Origin of the sequence: Nesterenkonia natronophila (assembly GCF_003595215.1) — a bacterium.
Classification (GTDB): Bacteria; Actinomycetota; Actinomycetes; order Actinomycetales; family Micrococcaceae; genus Nesterenkonia; species Nesterenkonia natronophila.
The window spans coordinates 985,483-1,001,546 of sequence record NZ_QYZP01000001.1 but is presented as its reverse complement, the minus strand read 5'-3'; the positions used below and the strand labels follow the sequence as shown (position 1 = coordinate 1,001,546).

Here is a 16,064-nt window from a genome sequence, read left to right as displayed (position 1 = left end):
CCTCGACCTTCCCCTTAGGCGCTGCGCTACTTCAGGAAGTCAGGGACATCCAGATCGTCGTCATTCTTACCCGTGTAGTCGGATTCGACGACCTCTGGGAGCTTCTCTTCGGACTTCTCTGGGTTTGGTGCCTGAACCGGGCGCGCCTGGGGGGCTGTGTCCTGGGAGCCTGCCGAAGCCGCAAAAGCACCTGCGGTGGCCCCGGCAACAGGGGCCACGGGCCGCTGCTGCTGAGGCGGGGCTGCCTGCACAGCTGGTTTGGAGGTGACATCGGCCTCGTCGAACCCAGCGGCGATCACGGTCACGCGCGCCTCGTCTCCCAGTGCGTCGTCAATAACAGCGCCAAAGATGATGTTCGCCTCAGGGTGAGCGACTTCCTGAACCAACCGAGCAGCCTCATTGATCTCGAACAGTCCCAGATCCGAACCACCCTGGATTGAGAGCAGCACTCCATGAGCGCCGTCGATGCTGGCTTCCAGCAAGGGCGAGGCGATGGCCAGCTCAGCAGCTTTGACCGCGCGATCTTCGCCATTTGCGGAGCCGATGCCCATGAGCGCGGAACCGGCACCCTGCATGACGGATTTCACGTCGGCAAAATCTAGGTTGATCAGACCAGGGGTCGTGATCAGGTCAGTGATTCCTTGAACGCCAGAGAGCAGGACCTGATCCGCAGAACGGAAAGCATCCAAGACGGATACGTTCTTGTCGGAGATGGACAGCAGTCGGTCATTGGGAATCACGATGAGCGTATCCACTTCGTCCCGAAGCCCCTCGATGCCTGACTCGGCGCTGCTGGCACGCCGACGTCCCTCGAAGGTGAACGGACGGGTGACAACGCCGATGGTCAGCGCACCTAGGCTCCGAGCGATTCTCGCCACAACGGGTGCGCCGCCGGTCCCGGTGCCGCCGCCTTCGCCCGCGGTGACGAAGACCATGTCGGCACCGCGGAGAACTTCCTCGATCTCCTCGGTGTGATCTTCGGCGGCCTGCCGGCCTACCTCAGGGTTGGCCCCGGCTCCCAGACCTCGGGTCAACTCCCGACCGACGTCCAGCTTCACGTCGGCGTCTGACATCAGCAGCGCTTGGGCGTCCGTGTTGATGGCGATGAACTCCACGCCGCGCAAACCGACTTCGATCATGCGGTTGACGGCGTTGACGCCGCCGCCGCCTATGCCGACGACCTTGATCACGGCGAGGTAATTGCTCGGTGTAGCCACGTGTGTTTGTCCCTTAGCTGTTGAGAAGTCACAGATGCACGAAGACCCCCGCCGGTGAGCGAAGCCGAGAACGACTCCTCACTGTTTCCCCGTCCCCGGTGCGTCCGATGCTCACCGAGGCAGTTCGCGGATGCCTCGGGAAGTCATTGCACTGGAGACGCCGTCTCAACGTACCTCTCGCCGGCCGGGAGTCTTCGTAACAGGCCTCATTCTTCTGCTCCGCCGGCACCGCCAGCAAGGTTCAAGTTGAGCTTGAACCTTAGCTGAACAGGGGGTGCGGCGATCTTCAGTTGTGCCCCCAGCCTACCTGCTGAATTGCGCACTCACCGCGTAACCGGCGTGGACGGCGTGGATATGTCGATGACGTCCGCCCGATCGAAGGCTTCCTCCGGGGAGCCGAGGATGGCCTGCAGAACTGCCGCCTTCTCTTCGCCGCTCTCATCGGAGCCCCACACTATGGTGCGTCCGTCCTCAAGCTGGAGCTGGACAGAGTCGATCGAGTCGGCTGTTGCTGAGTCCAACTGGGCTCGGGCGTCGGGGGGCAACTCGCCAAGTACGGAGACGATGGTTCCGAAGACCGCCTCATCGTCCAATGCAGCCTCCGAGGAGATCTCGGCGGTAGCGTAGGGCTCTGCTTCCAACTGCTCAGCGCCAGCGAAGGTCCGGATCACCTCTCCCTGATCCGAGTACAGCAACACGTCCCCGTCCTGATGCACCTCGGCCACCGGGGGGTGCTCCGTGATGTTCACGTGCAAAGTCCCGGGCAGCTCGATCCGGCTGGAGACGTCGGCCACGACGTTCTCCTCCCGGAGTCGCTCACGTACCTCACCGGTGCCGACCTGGGCCACCGGCTGACCGTAGAGATCGCCCAGCAGCTCCTCCGCATGCTGCTCGGTCAACAGTTCGTTGCCCTGAACCTCGATAACCCGTAGCGGCAGGAGCGGAGAGAAGTAGATCGTGGCAACCAGCGCCAATAGCCCCACACAGGCCGCGGCCAGGGCGATGACAGTCCGACGGCGCCGTCGCCGAACTCCGACCGCCTCGGGTTCTGGAAACTCGAGAGCGGCCTCAGCATCTGTGCTCACCGCTGGGTCTCCCGGAGTGCTGTCAGGATTGCGGGGGCAAGGTGGGTGACGTCACCGGCTCCAATGGTGAGGATGATATCGCCGGGCTGGGCCGCAGTCGCGACTGTCGCTGCGGCGTCGCTGCGGCTGAGCACGCGGTGACCCAGCAGCTCGGCGGTGACGCCGACGATGGGCTTCTCGCGCGCAGGATAGATGTCGAGGACGATGCTGGTGTCTGCAGCGTTCAGTGCGGAGCCGAAGTCCGCGGCGAAGTCCCGTGTTCGGCTGAACAAATGCGGCTGGAAGATGGCGTGCACCCGACCCTCTGTAGCGCTGCGAGCTCCGCTGAGGACGGCCGCTACCTCCGTGGGGTGGTGGGCATAGTCGTCGTACACGGCTATGCCGTGATGCTCGCCACGCAGTTCAAACCTTCTGGAGCTGCCGCTGAAACGGCCGATCGCGTCGGCGCACTCTTTCAAGTCGAGGCCCGCGGCCACTCCCACCGCGACTGCGGCGGTGGCGTTGAGCGCATTGTGCAGCCCTGGCACCTGCAGCTTCATGGTGGAGGTCTGAGCTTCCGGCCCGTCGCTCCGCAGGCTCAGGACCCCCTGCTGACGAAAGTTCTCCGGCACGACCTGACTCAGCCGGAGATCCGCATCGAGGACTGTACCGTAGGTGATTATCCGCACTCCGCGTGCGGTGAGTGGTTCATGAACCTTCTGGAGCAGGGCACGCGCACCCACATCGTCCAAACAGAGCACAAGTGTGCCGGAGCTCTCGATCCGCTCGGTGAAGTCGATGAACACCTGTTCCACAGCCTCTGCGGTGCCGTAGTGGTCCAGGTGGTCAGGCTCAACGTTGGTGACCACCGAGATCTGCGGAGTGTAGTTCAGCAAGGACCCGTCCGATTCGTCGGCTTCAGCCACGAACCAGTCCCCCGCCCCCAGCCTGGCGTTGGTGCCAAATCCTGCCACGTTGGCGCCGATGGCGAAGCTGGGGTCATATCCGACGCCATCCAACATCGCCGCTGTCATCGAGCTGGTGGTGGTCTTGCCGTGCGTCCCGGCTACCGCAATGGCTTGCTTGTCAGACATACATGCGGCCAGACCCTCCGAGCGGTGCAGCACGCGCACTCCTGCGTCGGCGGCGGCGTCGTACTCGGGGTTGCCGGCGGTTGCTACCGAGGAGGCGATCACCGTGCTGATACGCTCACCGACCTCAGTTTCCAAAGATCGGATGTTTTCCGCACTGTAACCGACTCTGACCGGAACTCCTGCTGCTCGGAATTCATCGAGCACAGGGAGCTCTTTGGCATCGGTGCCGGAAATCGGAACGCCGGCGGCGAGCATCAGTCGCGCCACCGCTGATACTCCGACGCCCGCCAGGCCGAGGAAGTGGACGCGGCCGAGGTTGTGAAGGCTCATCGGGCAGCGGCCTCCAGGGCGGCACGAGCCATTCGCTCATCCGCATCGGTGATTCCTCGGGCTGCCGACTGCTGCTGCATGGTAGCCAGAAGCCGCGGATTCTCCAGCAGCGGCACCAGGTTGCGCTCAATCCAGGCTCGGGTGAAGTGATCGTCCTTCACCAGAAGTGCGCCTCCGGCATCCACCAAGGCGCGGGCATTGAGCTCCTGCTCACCGTTACCTACAGGCAGCGGCACAAAGGCTGCTGGAAGACCGACGGCGGCGACCTCGCAGACCGTGGCTGCCCCTGCTCGAGCGACGATCAGGTCTGCTGCGGCGTATGCGAGATGCATTCCGTCGAGATATTCGCGCTGATGGTAGCCAGTTGTGGCGAGTGGCCCTCCCCCGGCGTCGCGTACCTCCTTATCCCGCCCAGTCAAGTGCAGCACCTGCGCGCCGGTGGCCAGAAGGTCCGGCAGCGCCTGCGTGATCATCGTATTGAGGCTCTGGGCTCCGGAGGAGCCGCCGGTGACCACCAAGGTGGTGCGCTCGGTGTCCAAACCCAGCTCTTGCCGAGCTTGAACACGGATCTGGTCCCTCTCCAGCTGGGAGACATCCACCGGCATCGGCATGCCGACGTGCATGGCACCTTTCAGCGGGGTGTTGGGAAAGGCGGTCCCCACAAAGGCGGCCTGCCGGGCCCCCCATCGGTTGGCCAGGCCCGGCCGGGCATTAGCCTCATGAATCACCACCGGAATGCCGAGCTTCTTCGCCGCCCGGTAGACGGGAGGACACACATATCCCCCAACACCTACGACCACTCTGGCTCCCCGGGCCTGCAGTATCTGCTCCGCCTGTCGGCTCGCTTGGGAAAACTGGGAGGGAAAGCGCAAGAGGTCCCGGTTGGGCCGGCGCGGGAAAGGCACCTTCTCGATCAGGTCCAACTCGTATCCCGCGGCGGGCACCAGCCGCGTCTCGAGTCCGGATGCGGTACCGATCACCGACACATTTGCTGAAGGGTCAAGGCGTTCGGTGGCGGAGGCGATAGCGAGCATCGGGCTGATATGCCCGGCGGTTCCTCCGCCTGCGAAGACGACGGTGGAAGCTGTCATGTGGTTCCTTTGCGTGGTTCAGGAGGTGGTCGGCGGTGCCAGTGTAGACCGCTTACGACGTTTTCTGGTGCGCCGCCGGGGAGTTCGCGCCTCTATGCGTTGCCTGCGGGCGAAGTTGAGAACCACCCCGATTGCGATCAGGGCGATGGTGAGGGCTGACCCGCCGTAGGAGATGAAGGGCAGCGGAACCCCCACCACGGGGATGAGTCCGGTGACCATCGCAATATTGATGAAGGCCTGGCCGACGATCCAAGCGATGATGCCTATGCATACCAGTTTGACGAACCGAGCGTGGTAGGTCTGTCCAGTGATGCCATTCGCGATCCGGAAGATGCCGACCACCAGTACTGCGAACAGTCCCAGAACAGTCACGGTGCCGAGCAGGCCAAGCTCCTCGCCGATGATGGTGAAGATGAAGTCGTTGTGCACCTCGGGGATGTAATCCCATTTCTGGCGAGACTGTCCCAGCCCCACACCCCAGAAACCTCCTGAGGCCAGGGCGTAGAGCCCCTGCTCGGTTTGGTAGCAGGGCTCGGTGGGGTGGTCGCAGTTCAGCCCCAGCCACGCGTAGACCCGCATCATGCGATACGGAGTGATCCACATCAGCAGCGCAACGGCGCCGGACGCCAGGACTGCAGCGAGGGCGAACCAACGCATCCCGATTCCAGCTGTGAACAGCAGCGCTGCGGCGATGAGGATGATCACCAGACTGGTTCCGAGATCTCCGCCGGCGAGCACGAGCACCAGCACCGACAGCGCCCCGGGTGCGACTAAGGGCATCATCCAGTGTGTGAACTGGGTGACCAGCTTCCCCTTGCGAGCCAGCACAGCTGCTCCCCAGAGGACCAGAGCCAGCTTAGCGACCTCGGAGGGCTGCCCCTGGACTGGGCCGATACGCAACCAGTTGGTGGACCCGCCACCAGTATGACCCCAGGGCGAGAATGCCACCAGCGCCAGCAGCACGCTGGCGACGATCATCGCCGCCCAGCCGATCGCGCCCATCCACCGCGTGGGAACGACTGTCATGAACATCATGCCGAGGAGACCTATGCCTGCCCACACTGCTTGTCGTGTGGCGGTGGTGAAGGGCTGACCGCCTCCGTCGACTGAGGTCGACGACAGGACCATGGTCAGTCCGAATGCGGCCAATGCGATGGTCGCTCCGAGCACCAGCCAATAGTTGGTGTACGGGTTCCCGCCCTCGAAGATGCTCCAGAACTTGGTGATGCGCTCGGCGCGGCGCTCAGCCTGCCGGGCCTTCCAGGCACGTCCGAGGGAACCGTCAGAAGGGCCTTCCTCATCTGCGGGGCTCCCGTAGCCGTCGTCGAGGTCTTCCACAAGCCGCAGGTGGCCGCGACCCGCCTCCTCATCCGCAGGCGGCCCCGCAGCCTCGGGCGGGGAAGCTGCGCTGGTGGGAGTCAGCACAGCGGATTCGCCGCTGCCGGGTAACCGTCGGGAGGAGGGCAGACGCGGTGTCCGCTTGTCCATGGTGCTCCTCCCTAGGGGGTAGTGAATCCTTTGTCCCGCATCAGCGCGGTCACAGCGGCGATGAACTGCTCGCCTCGGGTGATGTAGGAAGCGAACTGATCCATGGACGCTGCCGCCGGGGCCAGCACCACAGCGTGCCCTGGTCGGGCGTACCGGTCTGCTGCTGCGACGGCGCTGCGCATGACGACCTCTCCATCATCACCGCCGGAGACCTCTGTGACAGGCACCTGGGGGGCGTGTCGCTCCAGGCTGGAACGAAGCTGAGCGGAGTCTGTACCGATAAGGATGACGTGGCGGAGCCGGTCGGCGACCTCTTGGACCAGAGGGTCGTAATCGACACCTTTGGAGAGCCCACCGGCAATCCACACCACGTCGGTGAAGCTTGTTAGAGATGCAGCCGCAGCATGCGGGTTGGTCGCTTTGGTGTCGTTGACCCAGAGCACGTCATCGGCCTGAGCGACAGGCTGGATCCGGTGGTCCGCCGGCGTGTAGGAACGGATGGCTTGCTGCACGGCCGCTGGGGCGACGTCTACAGCGCGCGCCAGCGCCGCTGCGGCCAGGGCATTGGCCACCAGGTGCCGTGGGGCGAGACTTCCGAAGTCGGCCCGGGTGGCCAGTTCCAATGCCTGGTGGCGCCGGTTGTCCAGAAAGGCCCGGTCGACCAGAATGTCGTCGACGACTCCGAGCATGGACACATCCGGCGAGTCGGTGGTGAACCCGATGGCGCGGGCTCCCTCAATCACTTCAGCTGCAGCGACCATGCGCTCGGTCACCGGGTCTTCCACGTTGTAGACGCAGGCCACCTGTGTGGACTCGTAGATCTTGGCCTTATCCGCCAAGTAGCTCTCAAGTCCCCCGTGCCAGTCCATATGGTCCTCGGCAATGTTCAGCACCGCAGCGGCTGTGGGACGAAGCGGCTCGGTGTAGTGCAGTTGGAAGCTGGACAGCTCCACGGCGAGGGCGTCAAAACCTTCGGGGTCCCGGACGGCGTCCAGAATCGGCATTCCGATGTTCCCGCAGGCCACAGCGCGTCGGCCGTCGGCGATCAGCATGGCTTCCAGCATCTTGACGGTGGTGGTCTTGCCGTTGGTGCCGGTGAGTACAAGCCAGTCGGGCTCCTTGGCCCCGGGGCGAGCCCCGAGCCGGCGGGCAAGCTGGATGTCAGACCAGACGGGCACGCCTTCAGCTGCTGCTGCCCTCATGATGGGAGAGTCTGGTCGCCACCCCGGGGAGGTCACGATCAGATCCGGTGTCTCAGCGGCGCTGCTGTCAGCTCCGAAGTGCTTCAGCGTGCTGGTGTGGGTCTCGCCGAAGCGAAAGTCTAGGCGGTCGCCCCACATCGTGGAGAGAGTGGCAGCGTCTTCGAGTCTTGACCTGGTTTCCTGTCCGTCAACAATAACTGTCTGCGCGCCGAGCTCTGCCAGCGTGTCTGCCACAGAGAAGCCCGTGACTCCGAAACCGGTCACCAGCACCCGCAGGCCAACCCAGGGCCCGTCCCAGCCGTGGAGTCGGGGCAGTGTCGGAGGCTGTTCGCTCACTGCGCGAGCACCCACTCGCCATAGAAGACGGCCAGCCCCATGCCCACTGCGAGTGCTCCGATGATCCAGAATCGGACGACTACCGTGACCTCGGCCCACCCTTTGAGTTCGAAGTGATGCTGCAGGGGCGCCATAAGGAAGACGCGCTTACCACCGGTGACTTTGAAGTATCCGACCTGGATGATCACGCTGGCGGTGATGATGACGAACAATCCACACAGGATGACGAAGAGCAGCTGAGTGTGGGTCAGAATGGCGAAGCCGGCCAGCGCACCGCCCAATGCTAGGGAACCGGTGTCCCCCATAAAGATCTTCGCCGGTGATGTGTTCCACCACAGGAAGCCGATGAGAGCACCAGTGATGATCGCTGCCAGAGTGGCCATGTCCATGGGATCGCGCACTGAATAACAGACCGCATCCACCGCCCGGGCTCTTCCGCATGACTGGTTGTACTGCCAGATGGAGATGATGACGTATGCGGCGGTGACCATGGCGGTGGCGGCACTGGCAAGACCATCCAGACCGTCGGTGAGATTCACCGCATTGGTGGCCGCGGTGTTGATGATGTTGGCCCAGATCACAAAAAGGATTCCACCGATTATGGTCCCGAAAACTGCGAAGTCCAGTGCAGTCTCACGAACGAAGGAGACAGCTGTGGAGGCTGGTGTGATGTCCTGGGCGTTGGAGAACTGCAGAGCGAGGACCGCGAAAAGTATGCCGACGGCCCCCTGGCCGGTGATCTTGGCCCACGGGCTGAGTCCCAGGGACTGTTTCTTGGTGATCTTCGCGGCGTCGTCGAAGAATCCGACGAGGCCCATGCCGGCCATCAGGAGCAGCAGAAGCAGACCCGAGGCACTGGGGCCGCTGGCCGCGTCGCCGGTGAGGAGCAGCACTGCATGGGTCGCGGCGTAGGCAATGATCACCGCCATGATGATCACCGCCCCGCCCATGGTGGGGGTCCCCCGCTTCACGTGGTGGGTTGTGGGACCGTCATCGCGGATGAATTGACCGTATCCGCGCTTGACCAGGAAACGGATGAACAAGGGGGTACCGAGAAGGGTGAGGATCAGCCCAGCGGCGGCACCGATGACTACGGCGATCACTCAGTTCCTTCCGTCGGTGGCAAATTTGTCACCCAGAAGTCTAAGCCCCGCTGAGTTGGAAGACTTAAACAGGACAATGTCACCAGGTCGCAGGGCGGTGCGCAGCCACGCTTCAGCCTCATCCAGCGTGGCGACCCACTGCACTTCGGCGCCCCAAGATCCCTCAGCGACGGCACCTCGGTAAAGAGCGTATGCCTCCTCCCCCACCACCAAGGTGAGGTCGATGTTCAACCGCACCACGGTTTCACCGATCTGGTGGTGGAGCCAGACTGAGTCCTCTCCCAGTTCGAGCATTGGTCCCAGCACCGCCACACCTCGCCGCTGGTTGTCGCGCATGAGAATCGCCAGCGTGCGCAGCGCCTCCCGCATGGACTCTGGGTTGGCGTTATAGGCATCGTTGACGATGGTCACCGCGTCCTCGTGACCATCCCACGGGATCTGCGTGGTCTCCATGCGCCATCTTGAGCTGGGGCCCAGGCCGGCCAGCCGTTGCGCAATGTCTGCTGGAGCCACCCCGGCCCGGTAGGCGGCGGTCGCGGCAGCCAGCAGATTTGTCACGTGGTGCCCGCCGATGAGCCCACTGACGGTTCGGAATTCGGCCCTGCCCTGGTGGTCGGGGTGGTCGAACACCAGTGTCAGTTCCAGGCGTCCATCGGGCCTTTGCCGCACCTGCTGAGCCGCGACTGCGTAGGACTCGGAGGGCGCCTCAACGGAGCCGAACCAACTCACGGGCGCTGCGGCCCGCTGGGCCATGGCGGCAACCTGCGCGTCGTCGGCATTGAGAATGACGTGGGCGCTGGCCAGTTCTGCCAGTTCACCCTTCGTTTCGGCGATCTTGTCTGCACCGCCAAACTTGCCGGCGTGCGCAGTGCCCACCATCAGCACCACTCCGATGTCCGGGCGCACCATATTGCACAGCTCCCGGATATTACCGGGTGCGTCGGCTCCCATCTCAATGATGAGATAACGGGTGTCCAGTTCAGCGGTGAAGACGGTCAGCGGCACACCCACCTCACCGTTGTAAGAGCCCTGCGGGGCGACAGTGGGACCCTGCGGGCCCAGCAGGGCGGCTAACAGGTCTTTGGTGGTGGTCTTGCCCGCCGATCCGGTGATCCCAATCACTGTGGTGGCGGAGTGTCGCCTGATCCGTGTGACGATTTCCTGCGCCAACAAGCCCATCGCCAGCACAACGTCCTCGACCACGATCGCCGGATGGGATTTTCCTGCGGGGTCCTCGGTCTCTCGCTCAGCGAGCACCAGAGCAGCACCGGCGGCAAGAGCATCGTCGATGAACCGGTGGCCGTCGGTGACCTCACCCGGCTTAGCGATGAACAAGGCATCCGGCCTCATCGTGCGGGAGTCGGTTTCCGCATGAGTAAGCATCAGTTTTCCAGGAGCTTCGACCCCGCGAAGACGTCCGCCGACTGCCTCCGCGATCTCCGCGGCGGTGAGCTCTATCATCAGGCGCCTCCGTCCAATGTGTTGAAGCCCCGGGCCTGCAGGGTTCGGGTGAGTTCTTCCCGGTCGTCAATCTCGACTCGAGTTCCGGCCACATCCTGATGGACTTCGTGGCCACGCCCGGCCAGCAAAATGGTGTCCTCGGGTCCGGCTGCAGCGACAGCCGCGTCAATGGCAGCCGGTCGCGGAGCGATCTCCTCCAGTACGGTAGTCAGACCACCGGTGGCGATGGCGTCACGGGCCCCGTAGAGGAGTCCAGCACGAATCTCGGCAGGATCCTCACCATGCGGATCGTCGTCGCTGATAATGACGTGGTCTGCCATGCGCACCGCGATCGCTCCCATGGTGGGACGTTTGGTCACATCGCGTTCCCCGGCTGCGCCGATGACCATGATGAGTCGCCCGGAGGGTCGCCGCACAGCCTCCAGTGCGCGGATCATTGCGTCTGGGTTGTGGGCGAAGTCTACGATAGCCGCCGGCTGCTCAGCGATCACCTGCATCCTGCCGGGTACTTGAATGTGGAAGGGCTGAGCGGTCTCCAGCGCCTCCACGACGTCATGCCGCTGAAAGTCCTGCCTACGTTCACCGCTGACTGCGGCTTCGAGCACCATGACAGCAGCTAGGGCGGCGTTGGACACGTTGAAGGCGCCGGGCAGGGCGGTGGAGGTGCGGATGCGCTCGCCGGAATCGCGGTGGACCAGCGTGAACGCGCTGCCCAGGCCAGCGGGCTCGGCGTCGGTCACTTCCCAGTGAGCTTGAGCAGGCTTGCCGGTGGTCGAGAGCGTCACAACGTGACCGGTGGCTTCGGCCGCCATCTGGTGGCCGGGCACGTCGTCGACGGTGATGACCGATGTTCTGGTGCGGGATCTGCGGAACAGGTCAGCCTTCGCGGCGAAGTACTCCTCCATGGTCCCGTGCAGATCCAAGTGATCCTGAGTGAGATTGGTGAAGCCAGCAACGTCGTAATAGAGCCCGGAGATTCGCTGGTAGCTGATCGCGTGTGAGGAGACCTCCATTGCGGCGGCGGCCACGTTCTTCTCCCGGAAAGAATGCATCAGTTTGTGTAGAGCGACGGCCTCGGGAGTCGTCATCTCCGAAGCGATCCGTTCTTCCCCAGCGGCGATCTCGATGGTGCCGATGAGTCCAGTCTTACGACCCTGGGGGGTCAGCACAGCTCTGAGCAGGGAACGCAGAAAATAGGTGGTCGTAGTCTTGCCGTTCGTGCCGGTGACACCAAACAGTGCTGGATCGGAGGTCGCAGTGGTGCCGTAGATCACGGCCGCCGCCGGGCCGGCCGCATCCCGCACTCCTGCGACTTCGATGACGGGCAGACGGTACCCCGCGGCTTCGCGGACTTTGACGACACCCGCCGGGTCCGTGAGTACGGCTGCCGCTCCCCGATCCACGACTTCGTCGATGAAGTCAGCCCCATGGGCTCGAGCTCCAGTGACCGCCACGAACAGGTCTCCGGGTTCTACGAGTTTGGGGCTCATGGCGGCGCCGGTGAGCCGCACCTGATCTGAAGACTTGGCCACTGGGGTGACGATGGGGCGGTATCCGGCAGCGATCAGCTGCTCGGTCAAAGTGCCCACATCGGAGCCGACGGCTCCTGCACGACTCACCACGGATAGTCCTGACGTTGACCCACGAACCCATCATAGGCCCCCGACTCTGCATCCGATGGTGCAACGTCGTAGCTGGTCAGTGTGTGAGTCATGATGTCACTGAAGGTATTCGTGAGGTCCCAGTCACCGAACTCGCCGGCCGGTCTGTGTACGGTGATCGACACCACGAACTGCGGGTCGTCCAGTGGTGCGACTCCAACAAAGTTGACGGTGTAACCGTCAAAGCCTCCTGCGGCGCCGGCAGCCTCGGCGGTTCCGCTCTTGCCGCCCACCCGATAGCCCTCGATCTGAGCACCCATGGCGGAGCCGTAGTCCACTACGCCCTCCATGAGCTTCAGCATCTCTTGGGAGGTCTCTGAGGAGAAGATACGCTCGGATTCGGCGCTCACGGGGTGTTCGTCCCCGTCAGGGTCAAGGTGAGCGTCAACTATGCGCAGCGGGTGCTTGACCCCATCCTGAGCCAGCATCTGGTAGAGCTGAACGTTGTGCAGCACGCTGCCCGTGTACCCCTGACCGAATTGGGTGGTCAACGGCTGGCGGCGGTCCCACTCTTCCGGAGGCCGCAGAATTGACTGTCCTTCAACGCCCAGGCCGATGTCCATGGGCTCGCCGTAACCCACCTTCCGGAGGTAGTCGTAGCGGGTCTGCTCCTCTAATCGGTTGCCGATCATCAGGGTGCCGGTGTTGTAAGAGCGGGCGTAAATGCCGGCAGCGGTCATCTCGTAGTCAGCGTGGGAGCGAGCATTCTGAATGGATTCGCCGTTGACCGACATTCTGTAAGGCACAGTGAATTCAGATTCGGGCTCGACGAGGCCTTCCTCGAGTGCCGCTGCAAACGTCACCGATTTACCCCCGGAGCCCGGTTCGAAATCCTGAGTCAAGGCCAATGGTCTGCGGAAGAGCTCGTCAGTCTCTGCCGGATCGGAGGGGTCGACTGTCTCCGAGTCAGCCATTGCCAGAATCTCGCCCTCTCGACCTTCACGGAGGTCCACCACAGTGGCATTGCCCCACTGGGCGTTGTACTCGCTGGTCTTGTCTGCAATCGCCTCCTGGGCGAACCACTGAACGTCCTGGTCTATGGTGAGCCGCACATCTTGGCCGTCCTCAGCGGGGACCTCCTCATAGGTAGCAGTGGGGATGCGGACGCCGTCAGCGCCCACCTCGTAGATGCGTTCTCCCGGTTCGCCGGAAAGCGCCTCGTCGGCCTCTGACTCCAGACCTTCGAGGGGGCCGTCGGACCCCACGAAGCCGATGATGGACCCAGCGACGGGTCCGGAGGGGTAGGTCCGTTCTGAGACAGGTTCGGAGTAGACCCCGGGAACGCGCAGCTCCATGATCCGTTGGTGCACTTCGGGTGTCACATTGCGCGCAAGCGTGGCGTAGTGCGTGTCATCGGCAGTCAGTTGTTCCAGGAGCTCGGCAGAGTCTGCGTCCAGCAACAGAGCCAGCTCCTCGGCAGTCTGCTCCACAGTGACTGGACGCTGCATCCCCAATTCCGCGTCAGGGACGGTGTGATCCCCGGTGAGCCTAGGATCGGCCACGATGTCGTAGCGATCGGCGCTGCCGGCCAAGAGACGACCCTGAGTGTCGACGATGTCTCCGCGCGCTGCCGGAAGCTCCACAGTATGGAGCCTATTGGAGACTGCCTGGTGTGCGTGCCCGGCTGGGTCGAGCCCTTGGATGTGGAACAGACGCCCCCCAAGGACGACCAGCAGGGCCAGCACAATTGCCAGTCCGATGCGCATCCGCAATGAGAGGGTTCGCGCCATAAGTGCGTTCTCCTTGCGGTGTCAGTCAGTCAGATCAGGTGCTGGGATCGTTCCGCCGCGCAGAGCCGTCTCTGAACGTTGCGCTCCAGCGTCGGTGCCGGAACCATTGTCCCCCTGCGTGGGCTCACTGAGCGTGTACAACGCGCCGGTCCCGAGCAGACCGCTGGCTGAGGTGAGTGCGGGGTCCGTCACATCGACGGCAGAAGGCTCAGGGTTCACGGAGGTGGGTGAGCTGACAAAGCTGGAGGGAACCTCGGAGCTGGAAGCCCGCTCAGCGCCACTGACGATCTCGCCGCTGCTCAGATCGAAGGTTCCGGCAGTTGCGGGCATCACCATACCGATGGTCACCGCAGAGTTTGACAGGGCCTGGGGTGACTCCAGGAACTGCACCTGCTGGGTCAGGGCTTGATTCTGATACACGAGTTCCCGGTGTTCGTTCGTCAGCTGGACCACTTCGTACTGTGCATTGGCGACGTAGATGTTGGTGGCCAGGACCGCCCCGAGTGCTGCGATAAGCAGCATCAGTACACCAGCCATCAGACCCCGCTGCCTGCGGCGAATCTTGGGAAGGGCTTTCAGCTCCGGGCTCCGCGCACTGGAACTGGCTGCTCGGTTGCCGGTGGGACGCGCGGCGGACTGCGAACCCGCCAGCGGTAGAACGCTCATACTGTGTTCCTTGCCTGTGTTCTGGTCTTTCTGACGGCCCGAAGTTTGGCCGAGGCCGCTCGGGGGTTCGCGGAGATTTCAGCCGCGGAGGGCGGCACTGCGCCACGCACCAGCGGCTCGAATGTGGGCTTATGCTCCTCCAGCTCCACCGGCAGGCCGGCCGGTGCGGATGATTTCGTGCGCGTCACGAAGGCCCGCTTGACGATGCGATCCTCCAGGGAGTGATAGGAGAGAACGACGACGACTCCGCCGATTGCCACAGCGTCCATGGCCGCCGGCACAGCCCGGGTAAGGACCTCTAACTCTCGGTTCACGGCAATCCGGATCGCTTGAAAACTCCGTTTGGCTGGATGCCCCCCGGTGCGCTTGCTGGATGCCGGCACCGCGGCGTCGATCACAGCCGCCAGCTGCGCAGTTGTCCTCAGCGGGGCGCTCTGCCGTTCCCGAACGATGGCTGAAGCGATTCGGCCGGAGTATCGTTCTTCGCCGTATTCAGAGAGGATGCGCTTCAGCTCAGACTCAGAGATCTCGGCGATCAGTTCCGCTGCGGTGGGATCCGCCGAGTCGGCGGCTGCGTCCATACGCATGTCCAGAGGTGCGTCATAGGAGTAGGCGAAACCCCTCTCGGCCTCGTCCAGCTGCAGGGAGGACACTCCCAGGTCGAACAGCACTCCCGCGAGAGTCTCGCCGTCCTGGAGCTCAGCCGCGACCTGATTGACCGAATCATAGACTGTGCGCACCGGCCGAAACCTCGGACCAAAACGCTCAAGCCGCCGAGCGGCCAGGTCAAGTGCCTGCGGATCGCGGTCGATTCCGATCACTGTCGCCTCGGGAACTTCGCTGAGCAGAGCCTCAGTATGGCCCCCCATGCCCAACGTGGCGTCGATGACCACTGGCACTTGCCCCGCGCTGACCCGTCGGCAGGCCTCAGCGAGCAGTTCGGTGCAGCGTCGCACCATCACCGGCACATGCCGGTTGGCTGCTGGCTGAGTACTCATCATCACCTCCGCACCTCTGGACGAAATCGGGCCCTTGAATCTGCTCCCCCACCGGACTTGGCGCGGCCTGACATCGGGGAAGTGAAGTCAGGACTGCTCAGTCCGGTAAGGAGGCTCACTCAAGGGCCCATATTGAATTGTGGTCAGAAGAGACCAGGAATGGCTTCCTCGTCGGTGGAGGAGAACTCTGACTCCTTCTCTTCCAGGTAGGTGTTCCAGGCCGTGGAGTCCCAGATCTCGGCGCGGTCACCCGCCCCGATCACCGTGACCTCACGGTCAAGTCCTGCATACTCGCGCAGAGCGGGAGGAATGGTGATTCGTCCCTGTTTGTCCGGTGTCTCGTCCGAGGCCCCAGACAGGAATACACGAATGTAGTCGCGTGCCTGACGGGAGGTCAGCGGTGCCTGACGCATCTGTCCGTGCACTGCCGCGAACTGGTCAGTGCTGAAGACGTAGATGCAGCGCTCCTGCCCGCGAGTCAGGACGAGCCCCGCTGAGAGGTCATCCCGGTATTTCGCCGGAAGGATCAGACGACCCTTATCGTCCAGGCGCGGAGTATAGGTGCCGAGAAACATGGCGCCGTCTCCTCGCTGTGCTAGGTACCGTCAATCACTTCAGCCGAG

General features: G+C 63.5%; 13 protein-coding genes. All 13 read right to left on the bottom strand.

The genetic code is table 11. The features are described from left to right. Window positions 1-26: 26 nt before the first annotated feature. On the bottom strand, window positions 27-1,217 hold the full coding sequence (ftsZ, locus tag D3250_RS04670) for a cell division protein FtsZ (protein ID WP_119902134.1): 1,191 nt from the start codon (window positions 1,215-1,217) through the stop codon (window positions 27-29). Window positions 1,218-1,540: 323 nt separating this feature from the next. Then, window positions 1,541-2,302, bottom strand: a complete 762-nt coding sequence (locus D3250_RS04665) for a cell division protein FtsQ/DivIB (protein WP_119902133.1) — start codon at window positions 2,300-2,302, stop codon at window positions 1,541-1,543. Continuing rightward, on the bottom strand, window positions 2,299-3,705 hold the full coding sequence (gene murC / locus D3250_RS04660) for a UDP-N-acetylmuramate--L-alanine ligase (RefSeq protein ID WP_119902132.1): 1,407 nt from the start codon (window positions 3,703-3,705) through the stop codon (window positions 2,299-2,301). The genes D3250_RS04665 and murC overlap by 4 nt, the downstream gene beginning before the upstream one ends. Then, window positions 3,702-4,796 (bottom strand): UDP-N-acetylglucosamine--N-acetylmuramyl-(pentapeptide) pyrophosphoryl-undecaprenol N-acetylglucosamine transferase, encoded by a 1,095-nt coding sequence (locus D3250_RS04655; RefSeq protein ID WP_119902131.1) that lies wholly within the window; start codon window positions 4,794-4,796, stop codon window positions 3,702-3,704. Before D3250_RS04655 ends, murC begins: the two co-directional genes overlap by 4 nt. Window positions 4,797-4,814: 18 nt before the next feature. Beyond that, entirely contained in the window at window positions 4,815-6,284 is a 1,470-nt protein-coding gene (gene ftsW, locus D3250_RS04650) for a putative lipid II flippase FtsW (protein ID WP_119902130.1), read from the bottom strand. Between the two features lie 11 nt (window positions 6,285-6,295). Beyond that, a complete protein-coding gene (gene murD, locus D3250_RS04645; RefSeq protein WP_225973131.1) occupies window positions 6,296-7,822 on the bottom strand; it encodes a UDP-N-acetylmuramoyl-L-alanine--D-glutamate ligase in 1,527 nt (508 codons plus the stop codon). Further along, complete coding sequence (mraY, locus tag D3250_RS04640; RefSeq protein WP_119902128.1) at window positions 7,819-8,925, bottom strand: phospho-N-acetylmuramoyl-pentapeptide-transferase; 1,107 nt, start codon at window positions 8,923-8,925, stop codon at window positions 7,819-7,821. Before mraY ends, murD begins: the two co-directional genes overlap by 4 nt. Next, window positions 8,926-10,386, bottom strand: a complete 1,461-nt coding sequence (locus D3250_RS04635) for a UDP-N-acetylmuramoyl-tripeptide--D-alanyl-D-alanine ligase (protein ID WP_119902127.1) — start codon at window positions 10,384-10,386, stop codon at window positions 8,926-8,928. Then, on the bottom strand, window positions 10,386-12,005 hold the full coding sequence (locus D3250_RS04630) for a Mur ligase family protein (RefSeq protein ID WP_225973130.1): 1,620 nt from the start codon (window positions 12,003-12,005) through the stop codon (window positions 10,386-10,388). The genes D3250_RS04635 and D3250_RS04630 overlap by 1 nt, the downstream gene beginning before the upstream one ends. Continuing rightward, window positions 12,002-13,777 (bottom strand): peptidoglycan D,D-transpeptidase FtsI family protein, encoded by a 1,776-nt coding sequence (locus D3250_RS04625; protein WP_119902125.1) that lies wholly within the window; start codon window positions 13,775-13,777, stop codon window positions 12,002-12,004. The genes D3250_RS04630 and D3250_RS04625 overlap by 4 nt, the downstream gene beginning before the upstream one ends. A gap of 21 nt (window positions 13,778-13,798) precedes the next feature. Beyond that, window positions 13,799-14,443 carry a cell division protein FtsL gene (ftsL, locus tag D3250_RS04620; protein WP_119902124.1) on the bottom strand — a complete coding sequence of 215 codons (645 nt, stop codon included), beginning with the start codon at window positions 14,441-14,443 and terminating at the stop codon, window positions 13,799-13,801. Then, on the bottom strand, window positions 14,440-15,441 hold the full coding sequence (rsmH, locus tag D3250_RS04615) for a 16S rRNA (cytosine(1402)-N(4))-methyltransferase RsmH (protein ID WP_119902307.1): 1,002 nt from the start codon (window positions 15,439-15,441) through the stop codon (window positions 14,440-14,442). Before rsmH ends, ftsL begins: the two co-directional genes overlap by 4 nt. 143 nt (window positions 15,442-15,584) lie before the next feature. Further along, entirely contained in the window at window positions 15,585-16,016 is a 432-nt protein-coding gene (gene mraZ, locus D3250_RS04610) for a division/cell wall cluster transcriptional repressor MraZ (protein WP_119902123.1), read from the bottom strand. Window positions 16,017-16,064: the final 48 nt, after the last annotated feature.